The organism is Microbacterium aerolatum, from assembly GCF_007988825.1.
GTDB lineage: Bacteria > Actinomycetota > Actinomycetes > Actinomycetales > Microbacteriaceae > Microbacterium > Microbacterium aerolatum.
In genome coordinates this window covers 31,484-48,969 of the sequence record NZ_BJUW01000006.1, presented here as the reverse complement: position 1 = coordinate 48,969, position 17,486 = coordinate 31,484, and the positions used below count along the sequence as shown (strand labels likewise).

Below are 17,486 nucleotides of genomic sequence, written 5' to 3'. Positions count from 1 at the left end.
CGTGCTGCGACTAGCGGGTGAGAGCCTGGGTACGTGTGGCCAGCTCAGCCACGACCCCCTCGATCCATTCGGCAGCGGCCTCAACCGCATCGATCGCACCACCCGCATCATGACGCCCGTATTCACCGACGCGCATCGCTCCGAGATCTGACAGAGCCTCCGCCAACAACTCGCTGCCGCGCGAGTACGTCTTGGCGTAGCTGCGATCTCCCATGCCAAATACAGCGAAGGTGAGCGCATTCAGGTTCGGTCGCTCGGTGCGCAGTGCATCGAGCAGAGGCCGCACTCCGGTGGGCAACTCGCCGTCGCCATAGGTCGAGCACACAACGACCAGCATCCGCGAACTGTCGATGTCTTCAGGACCGATCTCCGCCAGATCCGCGATCTTGACATCCGCCCGCTCTCCGAAACGGCGACCCAGGTCTTCGGCGACGAGCTCGGCACCTCCCGACTCGGTGCCGTAGGCGATCGTGATGGGCACGGCCAACACCGACGACGTGAGATCGATGTCGGATACAGAATCGTTGAGCACGAGGGTGAGGTCTGCGGCTGTCACCAGAAGCTCCGAGTGCGTGCGCAACTTGGCACGCACTCGCCCCGGTGCCGCTCCCATCGTCTCGCGCAGATCAATGCGGCGCCAGCCGTCGAAATCGACAACACCGGGCACGCTCGGCAAAGCGTCGCGTCCTGGTCGGTTCATGGTCACGGCACCGCTGGTGATGTCGTCCAGCAGCAGCCGGGCAAGCTCGCGTGCGTCGTTGCGCTGATCAGGAATCGTTCCCCGTGGTCCTCTGCGCAACCAACCCGCGGCGTAAAGGCCCGGCATGATCCGACCATCGTCGTGTGCACCTGCCGCCACCGGAGTGTCATCGCCTGCCGTGAAACCCACCGCGGTGATTACGCTGTCCGCTCGAAGTGTCACGCTCTGACCTGACCGGTTGGAGAACTGCACCGACTGCACAGACCCGCCCTCCTCCCGCACGGCAGCCGGAGTCAACCCGAACCACCACCGCACCCGGACCCGCGGTTCAGGTTCCGCACGCGCTCCGAGGTCACGAATCGCGTCTACGCGGGCATCCTTGCCCGCGGGGGTCTCTAGATCTTCGAGCCCATGCACGACGTGCTCAACGCCCGAAAGGGCCGCGAGCTCTCGGACCATCACCGGGTCGAACTTCGCCGACGCGGGCGACGACCTGCCCACAATATGCACGACACGCAGATCCTTCACCATCCGCTCGCGCACAGCATCGTCGATGTCGCTGCCGTCGAACGCGTTGTGGTCGGCAACGAGGAGGCGAACCACATCGACTGCGACGTTGCCGTGGCCAACGACGACCACATCTGCACCCAACGATCGCACCTCATCAGTCTCATCCGGATGTCCGTTGAGGACACGCGTAACTCGTCCCGCTCCCATCAGCCCCGCAGCCGCCGCGCCCGGAATGCTCAACTCCGCATCTTCGCGAAGTCCCGTCGACAGGACCACCGCATCATGCGTTTCGCGAAGCACGTCCAGTTCAAGGTCTGTGCCGATAGTGACATTCCCATGGAATCGCACATTCTCACGGGTGAACAGTCGATCGAACTGCCGAGTGACCGACTTCGTGCCCTGATGGTCAGCAGCAACACCGAATCGCACAAGGCCGTAGGGCACCGGCAACCTGTCGAAGACATCGATCTGCGCATCGGGCATGAGTCGGCGCACTGCCTGAGCGGTGAAGCAACCGGCCGGCCCCGCACCGACGATCGCTACTGTCGGTGCGGGGCTCGTCGATTCCCCGGCCCCCGACAAGACGGTAGCCGCGCCTGAAACTCTCGACAAGACCTCGGATCCGTCGTGGGCTGTCTCTGCCTCCGACCAGGTGATCGGCATGCTCAGCATTCCGCGGAACACCCATCCGCCGATCTCTGCCGGTCGCTGCGGTATCAGATCAAGACCACGCAAGCGGCTGAACAGTGCGGGAAGACCCACGGTGGCGACTTCCGCCTTGGCCACCCAGGCACCCAGACACACGTGCACGCCCTTACTGAAGGAAAGATGCGGCTTCACTTCACGACGTAGGTCGAACGCTGCCGCATCCGCCCAAACATTCTCATCGCGGTTGGCCGAAAGAATACAGATCCCCAGCTTCGCGCCGGCAGGCAACTCGCGACCGGCAAGCACGGTGTCTCTGGTCACCTGTCGTGAATATAGACCGATGGGAGCGATCCAACGGATGGCCTCATCGAAGACCGTTGGCCACAACGATGGGTCCTGCTCCACGGAACGACGCTGTTCAGGGTGTTCCAGCAGGGCCCAGGCGGCAACGCCAAGCGCATCCCTGGGCTCATTCAGCCCTCCGCCGATGGTCATCTTGATGTTCGCTCGAATCTTCTCGATCGGCATCTGGTAATCCGGGATACGCAGCAGGGTTGAGATGAGCGAATGGTCAGGATGGGCGAGATGCCACTTGAGCATCTCATCGAGCGCGGTGTCGACTTCGTCGAATGATCTTTTTCCCTCTGCCCAGACATCGGGGTCGTCAGCATAATTACCCGTCGCCGAGATCATCGTCTGCGACCAGCGCTGCAGATCCTGTTGTGTGGCGTTGTGAAAACCGAGGATCTCGCGGAGGTTCTCCGCGGCGTACGGGGCGGCGAAGTCCCAGATGAGATCGGCGCCCGGTCCCTTCTCGATGAGCTCATCGAGATAGCGATTCGCGTTGCGTTGAAAAACTGAGGTCCAGGTCCGCTTGACCACGCCGGGGCGCAGAACCGGTTGCCACGCCTTTCGCTCGGCGTAGTGTTCCGGATCATCGCGGCGCAGCATCGAATGACCCATCGCCCGGATCTGCAGAGAGCCCTCTTCATTGGCAGAGAAGGTCTCCTGGTCGAACTCCGTCGTGTGCACCGCGTCGTAAGAGGTGATCAAGTAGCGCCCCACCGCGGGCACCCAGTGCACGCCGCCTTCGGCGCGTAGTCGGTCGTAGATCGGAAACGGATCCCGATAGAGATCAGCGATTGTGACCCAGTCCGCGACCGGGGCGGGAGTACCGGCGCTCTCAACGCGTGCATCGATCATGATTCGACTCCTTTGTGCGAACAGCCCCATGACGTAAGGGCCTTGCTCCACTCTGCGCCAGATCCTAAGCTGGCAAAAGTTCACAAGTTAGTGGAAGGACAACGGTTATTCCGAATTTTCACGAGGACGTCGTACCGGAGTTCACGCTGCGCCAACTGTCTTATCTGATCGCCGCTGCCGACGCGGGAACGATCGCATCGGCATCCCGACATCTGCACGTGTCCTCTTCTGCGCTCTCAGATGCGATCACCGAATTGGAACGCAGCCTTGACGTCAAGCTCGCCGTGCGGCGCAAGGCCCACGGTCTCACACTCACCTCTGCCGGGGAACGCATCGTCGCCGACGCTCGCCATCTGCTGCGCAGCGCTCGTGAACTGCGGATGGCGATAAAGGCGGAACCGGGCGAATTGGTCGGCCCGATCACGATCGGCTGCTATCCGACCCTGGTGCCGACTGTCTTGCCCCACCTGCTGCGCGGATTTGAGGAGCGCCATCCCAAGATCGACCTGGTGATTCTCGAGATCACCCACGAACGACTCGACGAGCGTCTCGCGGCAGGGGAGATCGATGCCGCCTTCATCTACGACGCGCTTGTTCCCGGGCATCCGTTTCGCGAGCATCTGTACGCGCTACCGCAACACATTCTTCTGGCTGCCGATCACCCACTTGCCCATCGTGAATCGATCCGACTGGAGGAGATGATCAATGACGATCTGATCCTGCTCGACATCCCGCCCTCAAGTGAGAACACCCTAAATCTGTTCACCTCACGCGGAATAGCGCCACGAGTACGTCACCGCACCGCAAGCTACGAAGCAGTGCGCACACTCGTCGGCCGTGGGCTCGGATACGGCATACTCATGCACCGCCCGGTGAACCCCGCAAGCTATGAAGGGCTGCCCGTAATCATGAAGAACATCTCCCCTCCCGTGGAACCGGTCGCCGTTGATGTGATCTGGTCCGTCGAGCTCGAACCGCCACAACGCGTGCGTGCGCTGATCGACTTCGCCAAGCGTGTCGCGTGGCCGACTCTTGCTGATGCTTCGACGTTGGAGAGCGAATGATGACGCACGGGTCGCGAATGCAGGCGCCCGCGTTTCACCTGCGCTGGGGGATCAAAAAATCGCTCATCGACTATGTCACTGCGTTGCGCGACGGCACACGGAAGCTCTCCGACAGCGCAGACGAATCGACCACCGGCGAGTTCCAGTTCTCACTTGCTGACATCAGCCGGTTTGACCTGGCGAGTCACACAGGCGTGGTTCAGTTTCGCGGGCGGGTCGAGTTTGGCGGACACATGGGAATGCTCTACGTCTGCATCAGCGATCCGTGGTTGCATATGAGCGCCGGTAGCGTCGAGTTGACGGTCGCCGACGGAGATTTCGGCGACCGCTTGTCACTCATAGTCCAACACGATGGCGTTGAAGTTTCTCGCAACAGCACGTATCAGCAGCTCGTGATCCGACAGCCGAAGCTGACCGAATCCGGCACCGCGGTTTTCGGCGAGGTCTATGAAACGAACGACGTCTTCGACGAGATGCGCGTCACACTCCCGCTACCGGAAACTCGCTGACAGTTCGCTAGTTCGACATGAAGCCGACGAGCAGACCGCCGGTCACCTTCACGGCGAGGTTGTAGATGCCGGCCACGACGGCGCCGAGCACGGTGACCACGATGAGGTTCAGGATCGACACCACCGCCGCGAAGGCCATCACCTGGGGCAGGCCCAGCAGGGCCTGCAGGTCCACGGCGTTGTCAGTGATCTGTCCGACGAAGTCGGCGGCGCCCGCGATCAGGCCGGTGGCCTGCAGCACGAGGTAGACCAGGAAGAACGACACCATGGTCACGATCGCGAGTGCGACGGCACCAAGGAAGGAGAGCTTCACGGCCGACCAGAAGTCGACATAGACCAGGCGCAGACGGACCTGCTTGCCGCCGGTCTTGCGCGTGGACTTCTTCGCCAGCTTGTCGGCTACTGTGCTCATGCGTCTGTTTCCTCAGCTTCAGGGTTCGAATCAGGGGCCGTGGCTGCCTCGGGGGCGCTGGATTCCGCCGCCGCCTCGTCTTCTTCGAGGCCCCGCTCTTCGTTGCGGGCGATCGCGAGGATCCGGTCCTTCTCGGACGTCCGGGCGAACACCACTCCCATGGTGTCTCGGCCCTTCGCGGGCACCTCGGCCACGGCAGAGCGTACCACTTTGCCGCTGGAGAGAACCACCAAGACCTCGTCGTCCTCGCTCACGATCAGACCGCCCGCGAGGACGCCCCGATCGTCGTTGAGCTTGGCGACCTTGATGCCGAATCCACCGCGGTTCTGCACGCGGTATTCCTCGACCGCAGTGCGCTTCGCGTACCCTCCGTCGGTGACGGTGAACACGAACTCGCCGGGTGCGGCGACGGATGCCGACAGCAGGCGGTCTTCGCCCTTGAACTTCATTCCGGTGACGCCGGCGGTTGCGCGGCCCATCGGGCGCAGTGCCTCGTCGGTGGCCTGGAAGCGCACCGACATTCCCTTGCGGGAGACGAGCAGGATGTCGTCGCTGGCGTTGACGATCATCGCGCTGACGAGCTCGTCGTCCTCGCGGAGGCGGATGGCGATGACGCCGCCCTGGCGGTTGGTGTCGTACTCGGTCAGGCGGGTCTTCTTCACCAGGCCGTCACGCGTGGCGAGCACGAGGTAGTCGGCGACGTCGTAGTCGCGCATCGCGAGGATCTGGGCGATGCCCTCGTCCGGCTGCAGTGCGAGCAGGTTCGCGACGTGCGTGCCCTTCGCGTCGCGACCGGCCTCCGGCACCTCGTACGTCTTGGTCCGGTACACCCGGCCCTTGTCGGTGAAGACGAGCAGCCAGTGGTGGGTGGTCGTGACGAAGAAGTGCTCGACGATGTCATCAGCGCGCAGCTGCGCGCCCTTGATGCCCTTCCCACCGCGGTGCTGCGACCGGTAGTTGTCGCTGCGGGTGCGCTTGATGTAACCGTCGCGGGTGACGGTGACGACCATGTCCTCCTGCGCGATGAGGTCTTCCATCGACACGTCGCCGTCGAAGCCGTGCAGGATGTGCGTGCGGCGATCGTCGCCGAAGCGCTCGACGATCTCGGTGAGCTCTTCGCGGATGAGGTCGCGCTGGCGCGACTCCTTCGCCAGGATGTCCTTGAAGTCGGCGATCTTCGCCTCGAGCTCGGTGGCCTCGTCGACGATCTTCTGACGTTCCAGCGCTGCCAGGCGGCGCAGCTGCATCTGCAGGATCGCGTCCGCCTGCACCTCGTCGATGTCGAGCAGTCGCTGCAGACCCTCGTTCGCCTCCTGAGGAGTAGGCGAGCGGCGGATCAGCGCGATGACCTCGTCCAGCGCATCCAGTGCCTTGAGGTACGCGCGCAGGATGTGCATGCGCTCCTCGGCCTTGCGCAGCCGGAAGATCGTCCGGCGCACGATCACGTCGATCTGGTGCGTGATCCAGTTGCTGATGAATCCGTCCAGGGCCAGCGTGCGCGGCACGCCGTCGACGATCGCGAGCATGTTCGCGCCGAAGTTGTCCTGCAGCTGGGTGTGCTTGTACAGGTTGTTCAGCACGACCTTGGCGACGGCATCCCGCTTGAGGACGACGACGATCCGCTGACCGGTGCGGTCGCTGGTCTCGTCGCGGATGTCGGCGATGCCGGTGATCTTGCCGTCGCGGGCCAGGTCGCCGATCTTCACCGCGAGGTTGTCGGGGTTGACCTGGTACGGCAGCTCGGTGATCACCAGGCAGTTGCGTCCCTGGATCTCCTCGACGTTGACGACCGCGCGCATCGTGATCGATCCGCGACCGGTGCGGTACGCCTCCTGGATGCCCTTGGTGCCCAGGACCTGTGCCCCGGTCGGGAAGTCGGGGCCGGGAATCCGCTTGATGAGGCCGTCGAGGAGCTGTTCACGCGGAAGCTCGGGGTTGTCGAGCGCCCAGAGCGCGGCATCCGCCACCTCACGCAGGTTGTGCGGCGGGATGTTGGTCGCCATGCCGACCGCGATGCCGACAGAACCGTTGACGAGCAGGTTCGGGAAGCGGGCGGGGAGGACCACCGGCTCCTGGGTCTGCCCGTCGTAGTTGTCCTGGAAGTCGACGGTCTCCTCTTCGATGTCGCGCACCATCTCGAGCGCGAGCGGAGCCATTTTGGTCTCGGTGTACCTCGGGGCGGCGGCACCCATGTTGCCGGGGGAGCCGAAGTTGCCCTGCCCGAGAGCGAGCGGGTAGCGCAGCGACCACGGCTGCACGAGACGGACGAGGGCGTCGTAGATCGCCGAGTCGCCGTGCGGGTGGTACTGACCCATGACCTCGCCGACGACGCGCGCGCACTTCGAGAACGACTTGTCGGGGCGGAAGCCGCCGTCGTACATGCCGTAGATGACACGGCGGTGCACGGGCTTGAGGCCGTCCCGGACGTCGGGCAGCGCACGGCCGACGATGACGGCCATGGCGTAGTCGAGATAGCTGCGCTGCATCTCCGACTGCAGGTCGACCTGGTCGATCTTGCCGTGTTCGTGAACCGGCTCGGGGCGTTCTTCGTCAGTCATGTGTTTCTTTCAGTGTCTGCGTGTCGTCTCGGCGCGCTCGTCGATGTCGAGGCGTCAGATGTCGAGGAAGCGGACATCCTTCGCGTTGCGCTGGATGAAACCGCGGCGGGACTCGACGTCCTCGCCCATCAGGACGCTGAAGATCTCGTCCGCGCTGGCGGCGTCCTCGATGGTGACCTGACGCAGGGTGCGCGTGGTGTGGTCCATCGTGGTCTCCCACAGCTCCTTGGCGTTCATCTCGCCGAGACCCTTGTAGCGCTGCACGCCGGAGTCCTTCGGGAGGCGCTTGCCGTTGGCGAGGCCGTGCGCCATCAGTGCGTCGCGCTCGGCGTCCGAGTACACGTACTCGTGGGGCTGGTTCGACCACTTCAGGCGGTACAGCGGCGGCATGGCGAGGTAGACGAATCCGGCCTCGATCAGCCCGCGCATGTAGCGGAACAGCAGCGTCAGCAGCAGCGTGGTGATGTGCTGGCCGTCGACGTCGGCATCCGCCATCAGAACGATCTTGTGGTAGCGGGCCTTCTCGATGTCGAAGTCCTCGCCGATGCCGGTGCCGAAGGCCTGGATCATCGCCTGGACCTCTTTGTTGGCCAGTGCCTTGTCGAGGCGTGCACGCTCGACGTTGAGGATCTTGCCGCGCAGCGCGAGGATCGCCTGGGTGTGCGGGTCGCGACCCTGCACCGCCGAGCCGCCGGCCGAGTCACCCTCGACGAGGAAGATCTCGCTGATCGACGGGTCCTTGCTGGTGCAGTCCTTGAGCTTGTCGGGCATCGCCGCCGACTCGAAGACGCTCTTGCGGCGGGCGGTCTCGCGGGCCTTGCGGGCTGCGAGCCGCGCGGTGGCCGCGTCGATTGCCTTGCGGATGACGTTCTTCGCCTGCGTGGGGTTGCGCTCGAACCAGTCGCCGAGCTGATCGCCGACGACCTTCTGCACGAACGCCTTCGCCTCGGTGTTGCCGAGCTTGGTCTTCGTCTGACCCTCGAACTGCGGTTCGCCCAGCTTGATGGAGATGACGGCCGTGAGTCCCTCGCGGACGTCGTCGCCGGAGAGGTTGTCGTCCTTCTCCTTGAGGAGGTTGTTCGCGCGGGCGTACTTGTTGACGAGTGTCGTCAGCGCCGCGCGGAAGCCCTCTTCGTGCGTGCCACCCTCGTGGGTGTTGATCGTGTTCGCGTAGGTGTAGACGTTCTCGGAGTAGCCGGTCGTCCACTGCATCGCGATCTCGAGCGAGATCTTGCGCTCGACGTCTTCAGCCTCGAAGTCGATGATCTCCTCGGTGACGACCTCGGCGTGACGCACCTTGTTGAGGTACTCGACGTAGTCGACGAGACCGCGCTCGTAGAGGAACACGTCGGCACGCTGCTTCGTGACGGTCGTGCCCTCTTCTTCGATCTCGTAGGTCGCGCCCTCGCGCTCGTCGCGCAGCTCGATGCGCAGACCCTTGTTGAGGAAGGCCATCTGCTGGAACCGGGTGCGGAGAACGTCGTACTCGAACTCGACGGACTCGGTGAAGATCTCGGGGTCCGGCCAGAAGGTGATGTCGGTGCCGGTCTCGTCGGTCGGCTCGCCCTTCTCGAGCTTCTGCTGCGGCGTGCCGCCGTTCGCGAAGCTGTGGTGCCAGGCGAAGCCCTTCTGCTTGACCGTGACGTCGAAGCGGGTGGACAGCGCGTTCACGACGGACGAACCCACGCCGTGCAGACCGCCGGAGACCGCATAGGCGCCGCCGCCGAACTTTCCGCCGGCGTGCAGGATCGTCAGCACGACCTCGACCGTCGACTTGTTGGGGTCGGACGAGTGCGGGTCGGTCGGGATGCCGCGGCCGTTGTCGACGACGCGCACGCCGCCGTCGGCGAGCAGCGTCACGACGATGGTGTCTGCGTGGCCCGCGAGCGCCTCGTCGACCGAGTTGTCGACGATCTCGTAGACCAGGTGGTGGAGGCCGCGGGGTCCGGTGGAACCGATGTACATACCCGGGCGCTTGCGCACTGCCTCGAGGCCTTCGAGGATCTGGATCTGGTCGGCGCCGTAGTCGCCGGACTGCTTCTTCGCGGGAGTGATCCCGGGCGTGGATTCAGGCTCGTCAGCAGGATTTTCAGGCGTCATCAGAGGGCATTCTCCACATCGATATCTCGAATACCCAGTCTACCCTCATCGAGGCCCCTTTACCTCGCTGAACGGCCGTGTGTGGCCCTGAAATCGATCCGGACCCCCTCGATGGTGTCCTACCCGTAGGTATCGCGCGGACCCCGCCCTGGGACGGCTCTGGGCCCCCATTTCCAAGAAGGGACGTCCGGGCCGATGAAGCGGAGGTTGTCCACACCCGCCTGCGGATAGCGTCTGCCGATCTCGGTGAGGATGGTCGCGCGCATGAACTGCAGGTTCTTCGCCCATGCCGTCGAATCGCATTTCACGGTCAGCATCCCGTTCTCCAGCGAGACCGGTTCGGAGTGCTTCGCGGTGTCGTGCCCGGCGAGATCCGCCCACTGCCGCACGAGATCTTCACGGGCGAGGGTGATCTCCCAGCCGGATTCGCGGCTGAGCTTGTCGAGGACGGCGCCGAGGGCCCCGGGGTCGCGCCCAGGAGTGAACGGTGCGTTGTCGTCATCGTCCTGGATGCGGCGCTTGCGCTTCCAGCTCTTGGAACTGGGCTTCAGACCGCGCAGGCGCAGGTAGGTGGCGACGGTCTCGGGGGTGTCGGCGTCTGTCATTCGGCGGCCTTCCCCTCGTCGTCGGTGTCGCGCTCGTCGCTGATCGTACCCGCGTGGATCCTGACGACGTGCCGGTGGAGGGGCTCGGGGATGTCCTCTTCGACAGCGGCCGTGACGATGACCTGCTCGTACCCGGAGGTCAGGGTTGCCAGTCGCTGACGGCGATCGGCATCGAGTTCGGCGAAAACGTCGTCGAGGATCAGTACCGGGTCGCCGGCTGGGGACTCCGCGCGCAGCAGTTCAGCGGAAGCCAGACGCAGGGCGAGTGCGACCGACCAGGATTCGCCGTGGGAGGCGTACCCCTTCACCGGGAGATCGCGCACGCGCAGCAGCAGATCGTCGCGGTGCGGACCGACGAGCGTGAGTCCGCGGTCGAGCTCCTGGGTGCGCTTGGCCTGCAGTGCGGCGCGGAACATGTCGGCAAGGCCCCCGCGACTGTCATCGGCGCCGACCTCGCCCTCTTCGGGATCTCCGCCCTTGACCGACAGCGCCCATTCGAGCTCAGGACTGTGATCGGCGCCGGCGATCGCCGTGTAGGCGGATGCCAGCGGATGCTGCAACGCGGATGCCAGGCGGAGGCGGGCGTCGATGATCTCGGAGCCGAGTGCCACGAGCTTGTCGTCCCAGACCTCGAGGGTCGTCAGCGCTTCTCCGCGGATGCCGCGGGCACGGGCCGATTTCAGCAGAGCTGTGCGCTGCTTCAGCACGCGGTCGTAGTCGCCGAGGACCGCCGCCATTCGCGGTGTGCGCTGAATCAGCAGCTGATCTGCGAATCTTCTACGCGAAGACGGGTCGCCGCGCACGATCTGGAGGTCTTCGGGGGCGAAGAGCACGACGTGCGCGTACCGGGGGAGCTCGCTCGTCTTGGACGGGGAGCCGTTGATGCGCGCCTTGTTCGAACCCTGCCGGTTGATCTGCACCTCGGTGAGCACGCGTCGCTCGCCGACCGAGAGTCTGGCGCGGATGACGGCGAACTCCTTGCCGTCGCGGACCATCGGCGCATCCGACGACACCCGGTGCGATCCGAGCGTCGCGAGGAAGACGACGGCTTCGGCGAGGTTCGTCTTTCCCTGACCGTTGCGCCCGACGAGCACGTTCGGGCCGGGAAGGAGACTGAGATCGGCGGTCGCGTAGTTGCGGAAGTCGACCAGGTTCAGGTGCTCCACAATCACGACTTCAGCCTACTTCGGGGTGGGGACAGTGACGGCGACGGTATCGCTACGCGATGGATGCCGTCGTCGGGACATGCCCTCGCTCGGCCTTCGGCCGTGCTCCCGCCAGACCCGGTGCCAGCCCGTCGACGGCATCCATCGCTTCGCTTGGAAACTCGCGCGGTGTTTGGCGTCGAGCGGGGCGTTGATAGCTCGCGGGTCGTTGAGCGAAGGCGCGCAGCGCCGAAGACGAAACGGGGTGAGCGAGCGAAGCGAGTCGAAGCCTTGTGCAGGTCGAGGTCGGTCTCAGCGGAGGAGCAGGTTCGGCTGGAGCAGGTACTTGAACGAATCCGAACCCGCCTGGTCGACCGAGGTCTGGCTCGTGATGAGCACCGGGCTCAGCTTGTTCGCGTTGTCGCTCGACGTGAACGTCACTCGGACGAACTCGCTCTTGACCGCGCTCAGTGCCTCGGTCAGATACTGCGGGTTCAGGCCGAGGGTCACATCCGCGCCACCGGTGAGGTGCGCGTCGACGGACTCCGATGCGCGAGCCTGCTCGCTGCCCGAAGCATCCATCGTCACGCTGTCCGAGGTGAACGTGAATCGCAGCGGAGCTGCGCGATCGAGGACGAGGGCGACACGGCGGACGGCCTCGATGAGGTCAGCGGTGTTGACGACCGCGTAGTGGTCGGTCTGCTCGGGGAACAGGCGGCGCACGGGCGGGAAATTGCCCTTGATCAGCAACGACGTCACGGTCTTGTTGCCGGCGGTGAAGGCGATGATCTCGCGATCGCCGCTGCCGGAGAACGCGACCTGGATGGTGCCGGCGTGCCCGAAAGTCTTGCCGACCTCGGTGAGGGTGCGGGCGGGGACCAGCGCGGTCTGCTCGGACGCTTCGCCATCCCACGGAACATCGCGCAGCGAGACGCGGTAGCGGTCGGTGGCGACGAGACTGAGATTCTGGCCGGACACCTCGAGCTGCACACCGGTCAGCACCGGGGTCACATCGTCGCGGGAAGCGGCGAAACCGACCTGCGCGATCGCGGTGCCGAAGTCATCGGCCGGGACGACGCCGGATGAGCCGGACACCTCGGGGATCGACGGGTACTCCTCGACAGGCATCGCGGCCAGGGTGAATCGCGCCGAACCACAGGTGACGGCGATGCCGCCGTCTTCCTCGACGGCGATCTCGATGGGGGCGTTCGGCAGCCGGCTGGCGATGTCCGAGAGCAGCCGACCGTGCACCAGGATCGTGCCGGCGGTCTCGACGGTTGCGTCGATGGTCGTTCGAGCAGATGCCTCGTAGTCGAACGCGGAGAGTGTCAGTCCGTCATCCCCGGCTTCGATGAGCACGCCGGCCAGGATCGGCTGGGGGTTGCGCTGCGGCAGCAGTTTGACGACGAAGGACACTGCTTCGCTGAAGACATCGCGATTGACCTGGAACCTCACTGGCGCTCCCTCGTCGTGAATTACAAGACCTGCGAGGCATGGAGCCACCTCAGGGGTTCCCATCGTATCCCCACAGCGACAATGCGCCATACGCCGGCTTCCCACACCTTCGAGGTGATCGGATGCCGTCTTCAGAGGATTAACTTCTTAACGGTGTTAACAGCTGTGGATACTGTGGATAACTCGGTGGATATCAGGCGCGAGTAGGGAACTACAGTCGTGTGAGATGTGGAATCCCTGCGGAAACCGCGTGAACATGCGGAAGTCTCAACGGCACCTCTTCGAGGAGTTATCCACAGTATGCCGCGATTCGCACACATTCGTCCCGAACCCGAGTCGCATTCATCCACAAGTTATCCACATGTGCAAAGCGGCATTCAAAGGGATGCCGAGGACACCTGTCAAGCTCGGATCCGACGCGGGCGCGTCGCGTTTCGGGGTCAGCGACGGCCGAGCTGCGTGGTGATCTCGGTGACCTGGTTGTAGATGGAGCGACGCTCCTTCATGAGGTCGCTGATCTTCTTGTACGCGTACATCACGGTGGTGTGGTCGCGATTGCCGAAGAGCTGCCCGATCTTGGGAAGCGACAGGTTGGTCCGCTCACGGCACAGGTACATGGCGATCTGACGTGCGGTCGCGATCTGCTGTGACCGACTGGACCCGTATAGGTCGTCCACCGTGAGCTTGAAGTACTGAGCTGTCGCGGTGATGATGTCGGTCGGCGAGATGATGTTGTCCTCCGCTGTGTCGACGATGTCGCGGAGCACGGTCTGTGCGAGCGAGATGTCGAGGGAGGATCGGTTCAGGCTCGCGAACGCCGACACCCGGATGAGGGCGCCTTCGAGTTCACGGATGTTCGAGGAGACGATCGTGGCGATGTATTCGAGCACCTCGTCGGGGATGTGCAGCGCCTCGCTCTGCGCCTTCTTCCGGAGGATGGCGATGCGGGTCTCGAGGTCGGGCGCCTGGACGTCGGTGATCAGACCCCACTCGAAGCGGCTGCGCATACGGTCTTCGAAACCGGTCAGATGCTTTGGGGCCACGTCGCTGGTGATCACGATCTGCTTGTTGTGATCGTGCAGCGTGTTGAAGGTGTGGAAGAACGTTTCCTGCGTCTCGGCCCGGCCCTGCAGGAACTGGATGTCGTCGATGAGGAGGATGTCGACGTCGCGGTAGCGCGCCTGGAACGCTGACCCGCGGTTGTTCGCGATCGAGTTGATGAAGTCGTTGGTGAACTCTTCGCTCGATACGTAGCGAACCTTCACGCCCGTGTAGAGCGACTGGGCGTAGTCGCCGATCGCGTGGAGCAGGTGCGTCTTGCCGAGTCCGGAGTCGCCGTAGATGAACAGCGGGTTGTATGCCTTAGCCGGAGCTTCGGCCACGGCGACCGCCGCAGCGTGTGCGAAGCGGTTGGACTGACCGATGACGAAGTTGTCGAACGTGTACTTCGGGTTCAGTCGCGACTCGTGTCGCATCGGGGTGGGCTGCTCGATGGGAAGGTCTGTGCGCGGCGACTCGGGGCGGCCGAAGTCCGCGACGGCGATCGGGGCGGTCGGCTGCTCGGCGAGCTCGTGATTGACCACGACGCGGAACGATGTGACCTCGTCGCCCAAGCGTGCGAGGCCTTCCATGAGCGGCACCCGCAGACGCTTGTTGATCTGCGCCGCGGTGAGGTCGTTCGGGACGTCGAGGTACAGAGTGGCACCCATGACACCGGCGGGAACGGCGAGGCTCAGGAAACCCTGCAGCTGCGGGGTGACGCGGTCGTCCTGATCGAGCAGGTCCAGAACCTGTGCCCAGATAGGAACGTCGGGCTGGGCAGGAGAGGACATGGTGCTCCGGGCAAGGGGTCGCGGAGGACGGGCCGTTGCCGCGTTCTCCCTGTGGATAACTTCGGATGCCACGCTAGTCATCGTTGCTGTCCGGGGCAACCTGCCTGTGGAAAACCAGGGGTGTGTCCTGCTCGCCGCGTGTGTCGTGCTTGTGGATAATTGGTGTTCGAAGCGGCGGACGAACCGAGGACAGCGCGCGAGCAATTTGCTCTCCGCGCCGCCAAGACGTACCCTTAGTCGGTTGACTTATGCCCGATTCCGGGCAGTTCCCCATGTCTCCGGTCGTACTCATCCGGTGACACCATTTCCGGAGTGATTCCATGAGCAAGCGTACGTTCCAGCCCAACAACCGTCGTCGCGCCAAGAAGCACGGCTTCCGCGCCCGCATGCGCACGCGCGCCGGCCGCAGCATCCTGTCGGCTCGCCGCGCGAAGGGCCGCACCGAGCTCTCGGCGTAAGCCTCGTGCTCGCCCGTCCGTTCCGACTGACGCGAGGCACTGACTACAGGTCGGTCGTCCGTCGCGGTGTCCGGTGCGGGGGCGCCCGAGTCGTCACCTCCATGATGACGACCGGGGAAGCGCGTGAACCGCGGTTCGGGTTCATCATCAGTAAGCAGGTGGGTACCGCTGTGATCCGCAACACCGTGCGCCGTCGGCTCAAAGCCGTGTGCGCGGAAGCGATCTCAGATGTTCCTCAGGGCACGGATGTCGTCATCCGTGCCCTTCCTGCGTCTGCCACGGCGACCTTCGCAGAGCTCAAAGCCGATGTCACGCGCTGTCTGGCAAGGCTCGACCGCACCAAGGCGCGAACATGAGTGCGCTGCCGTCCTATGCCATGGGCACCGGACACCTGCATGCCGGCGACCTGGCGCGCAGCATCCCTCTGATCCCTCGGAATCTCGCACTGGGATTCCTCACCGCGTACCGCGCCGTGATCTCTCCGGTGTACGGGGACGTGTGTGCGTACTACCCGTCCTGCTCCGCTTACGCTGTAGGTGCGGTGCAGCAGCACGGTGCGCTCAAGGGAGCAGCTCTCTCGGCCTGGCGCATCCTGCGATGCAATCCCTGGAGCAAAGGCGGCGTCGATGATGTCCGCCCTCATGACCATTTCCGACACGACCTGACCGCGCGAGGTTTCGTCGTACCTTCCCGAAAGGACTGATCAGTGGGTCTTGACCTTCTGCTCGCCTCTGCGACGCCCACCCCGGACTCCGGCGGTGGTGGATTCGATCTCCTCGGCACGATCCTGTGGCCGCTGAAGTGGGCTGTCGAGCTCATCCTCGTCGCCTGGCACTGGCTGTTCACGACCGTCGGCCTCCCCGCGGCATCCGGTATCACCTGGATCCTCTCCATCATCGGCCTCGTCATCGTGGTCCGGGCCTCGGTATTTCCCCTGTTTGTGCGGCAAATCAAGAGCCAGCGCAAGATGATGGAAATCGCTCCTCAGATGAAGAAGATCCAGGAGAAGTACCGCGGCAAGAAGGATCAGCTCTCGCGCGAAGCCATGAGTCGCGAGACCATGGCGCTGTACAAGAACCACGGCACCTCGCCGATGTCGAGCTGTCTGCCGCTCATCGTGCAGATGCCGATCTTCTTCGCGCTGTTCAGCGTGCTCAACGACGTCACCAAGCATGCGGACGCTGGCATCGGCGGCGTGGGACTGTTGAGCGCAGAGCTGACCAAGGAGTTCTACGACGCCACGATCTTCGGCACTGTCTCACTGCACGGCACCCTTGGTAGCGCAGTCGAGACGCAGAACACCGTCGCGATCGTGCTGCTCGTGATCCTCGTCGTGCTGATGATCGCATCGCAGTTCTTCACGCAGCTGCAGATCATCTCGAAGAACCTCTCGCCGGAGGCCAAGACCGGCCAGGCGTACCAGATGCAGAAGATCATGCTCTACGTGCTGCCGCTGGGATTCATCTTCTCGGGTGTGTTCTTCCCGCTCGGTGTCGTCGTTTACTGGTTCATCTCGAACCTGTGGACCATGGCTCAGCAGTTCCTCGTGATCCGCGAGATGCCTACGCCCGGTTCTGAAGCCGCGAAGGCGCGTGAAGAGCGCCTCGCCCGTAAGGGCAAAGCGATCGACTCGTCCGGCAAGGTCGTCCCGATGGCCACCTACGAGGCTGAGCAGCAGCGTCTGCTGGATGAGGCAGAAAAGGCCAAGGAGCAGGCTCCCAAGCGCCAGCAGCCGGTGAGCAAGAAGCGCGCCAAGAAGAAGGGCACGAACTGATGACGACCGAGAACATCGCAGAGCGCTCGGAGCCCACGGTGGAGCAGCTCGAGCAGGAGGGCGACGTCGCCGCGGACTTCATCGAAGGCCTGCTCGACATCGCCGACATCGACGGTGACCTGAACCTCGACGTCCGTCAGGGACGCGCGTACGTCTCGGTGGAGTCGGAGGATGAGAGCCTCTCTGTCCTCTCCGAGCCCGACACTGTGCAGGCACTCCAGGAGATCACGCGCCTGGCGGTGCAGAGCACGACCGGTTCGTTCTCGCGGCTGATCCTCGACATCGGGGGATCGCGGGACGCGCGCCGTCGTCAGCTCGAGAAGCTCGTGGATGCCGCGGTCGTCAAGCTTGACGAGGGCGCATCGCAGGCATCGCTGCCGTCCATGTCCAGCTACGAGCGCAAGCTTGTGCACGACATCGTCGCTGATCGGGAGCTTGTCTCCGAGTCGTACGGCGAGGGTGCCGATCGCCACACCGTCATTCGCCGGCGCTGATGTTTCACGTGAAACATCG

General features: G+C 64.1%; 15 protein-coding genes. 7 read left to right on the top strand and 8 right to left on the bottom strand.

The features are described from left to right. Window positions 1-10: 10 nt before the first annotated feature. Window positions 11-3,061, bottom strand: a complete 3,051-nt coding sequence (locus MAE01_RS07960) for a cytochrome P450 (protein ID WP_147039030.1) — start codon at window positions 3,059-3,061, stop codon at window positions 11-13. Between the two features lie 107 nt (window positions 3,062-3,168). On the opposite strand from MAE01_RS07960, the gene MAE01_RS07955 reads away from it, so the two are divergent. Beyond that, a complete protein-coding gene (locus MAE01_RS07955; RefSeq protein WP_147039029.1) occupies window positions 3,169-4,125 on the top strand; it encodes a LysR family transcriptional regulator in 957 nt (318 codons plus the stop codon). A gap of 17 nt (window positions 4,126-4,142) precedes the next feature. After that, window positions 4,143-4,634, top strand: a complete 492-nt coding sequence (locus MAE01_RS07950) for an HtaA domain-containing protein (RefSeq protein WP_186806169.1) — start codon at window positions 4,143-4,145, stop codon at window positions 4,632-4,634. A gap of 7 nt (window positions 4,635-4,641) precedes the next feature. On the opposite strand, the gene MAE01_RS07945 is transcribed toward MAE01_RS07950, so the two are convergent. The 7 genes from MAE01_RS07945 to dnaA all read right to left on the bottom strand — a co-directional run bounded on the left by MAE01_RS07945 (window position 4,642) and on the right by dnaA (window position 14,741). Beyond that, window positions 4,642-5,046, bottom strand: coding sequence for a DUF3566 domain-containing protein (locus MAE01_RS07945; protein ID WP_147039027.1), 405 nt, complete (start codon window positions 5,044-5,046; stop codon window positions 4,642-4,644). Beyond that, window positions 5,043-7,604 (bottom strand): DNA gyrase subunit A, encoded by a 2,562-nt coding sequence (gene gyrA, locus MAE01_RS07940; RefSeq protein WP_147039026.1) that lies wholly within the window; start codon window positions 7,602-7,604, stop codon window positions 5,043-5,045. The genes MAE01_RS07945 and gyrA overlap by 4 nt, the downstream gene beginning before the upstream one ends. Before the next feature lie 54 nt (window positions 7,605-7,658). After that, window positions 7,659-9,704, bottom strand: a complete 2,046-nt coding sequence (gene gyrB, locus MAE01_RS07935; protein ID WP_186806168.1) for a DNA topoisomerase (ATP-hydrolyzing) subunit B — start codon at window positions 9,702-9,704, stop codon at window positions 7,659-7,661. Between the two features lie 119 nt (window positions 9,705-9,823). Further along, window positions 9,824-10,309: a DciA family protein gene (locus MAE01_RS07930; protein ID WP_147039025.1), complete on the bottom strand. Its 486-nt coding sequence runs from the start codon at window positions 10,307-10,309 to the stop codon at window positions 9,824-9,826. Further along, the gene (gene recF, locus MAE01_RS07925) at window positions 10,306-11,481 is read right to left on the bottom strand and encodes a DNA replication/repair protein RecF (protein ID WP_147039024.1); all 1,176 of its coding nucleotides are present in this window, start codon (window positions 11,479-11,481) and stop codon (window positions 10,306-10,308) included. The genes MAE01_RS07930 and recF overlap by 4 nt, the downstream gene beginning before the upstream one ends. A 285-nt stretch (window positions 11,482-11,766) precedes the next feature. After that, entirely contained in the window at window positions 11,767-12,909 is a 1,143-nt protein-coding gene (dnaN, locus tag MAE01_RS07920) for a DNA polymerase III subunit beta (protein WP_147039023.1), read from the bottom strand. Window positions 12,910-13,349: 440 nt separating this feature from the next. Further along, complete coding sequence (dnaA, locus tag MAE01_RS07915) at window positions 13,350-14,741, bottom strand: chromosomal replication initiator protein DnaA (protein WP_147039022.1); 1,392 nt, start codon at window positions 14,739-14,741, stop codon at window positions 13,350-13,352. Between the two features lie 320 nt (window positions 14,742-15,061). Here dnaA and rpmH point away from each other — a divergent pair, with 320 nt between their 5' ends. The 5 genes from rpmH to MAE01_RS07890 are packed head-to-tail and all read left to right on the top strand — an operon-like array spanning window position 15,062 to window position 17,467. After that, window positions 15,062-15,199 carry a 50S ribosomal protein L34 gene (gene rpmH / locus MAE01_RS07910; protein WP_005054680.1) on the top strand — a complete coding sequence of 46 codons (138 nt, stop codon included), beginning with the start codon at window positions 15,062-15,064 and terminating at the stop codon, window positions 15,197-15,199. 5 nt (window positions 15,200-15,204) lie between these two features. Beyond that, entirely contained in the window at window positions 15,205-15,555 is a 351-nt protein-coding gene (gene rnpA / locus MAE01_RS07905) for a ribonuclease P protein component (RefSeq protein WP_147039021.1), read from the top strand. Continuing rightward, complete coding sequence (gene yidD / locus MAE01_RS07900; RefSeq protein ID WP_147039020.1) at window positions 15,552-15,902, top strand: membrane protein insertion efficiency factor YidD; 351 nt, start codon at window positions 15,552-15,554, stop codon at window positions 15,900-15,902. Before rnpA ends, yidD begins: the two co-directional genes overlap by 4 nt. Window positions 15,903-15,905: 3 nt before the next feature. Beyond that, window positions 15,906-16,973 carry a membrane protein insertase YidC gene (gene yidC, locus MAE01_RS07895; RefSeq protein ID WP_147039019.1) on the top strand — a complete coding sequence of 356 codons (1,068 nt, stop codon included), beginning with the start codon at window positions 15,906-15,908 and terminating at the stop codon, window positions 16,971-16,973. Continuing rightward, a complete protein-coding gene (locus MAE01_RS07890) occupies window positions 16,973-17,467 on the top strand; it encodes a Jag family protein (RefSeq protein WP_147039018.1) in 495 nt (164 codons plus the stop codon). Before yidC ends, MAE01_RS07890 begins: the two co-directional genes overlap by 1 nt. The last annotated feature ends 19 nt before the right edge of the window (window positions 17,468-17,486 follow it).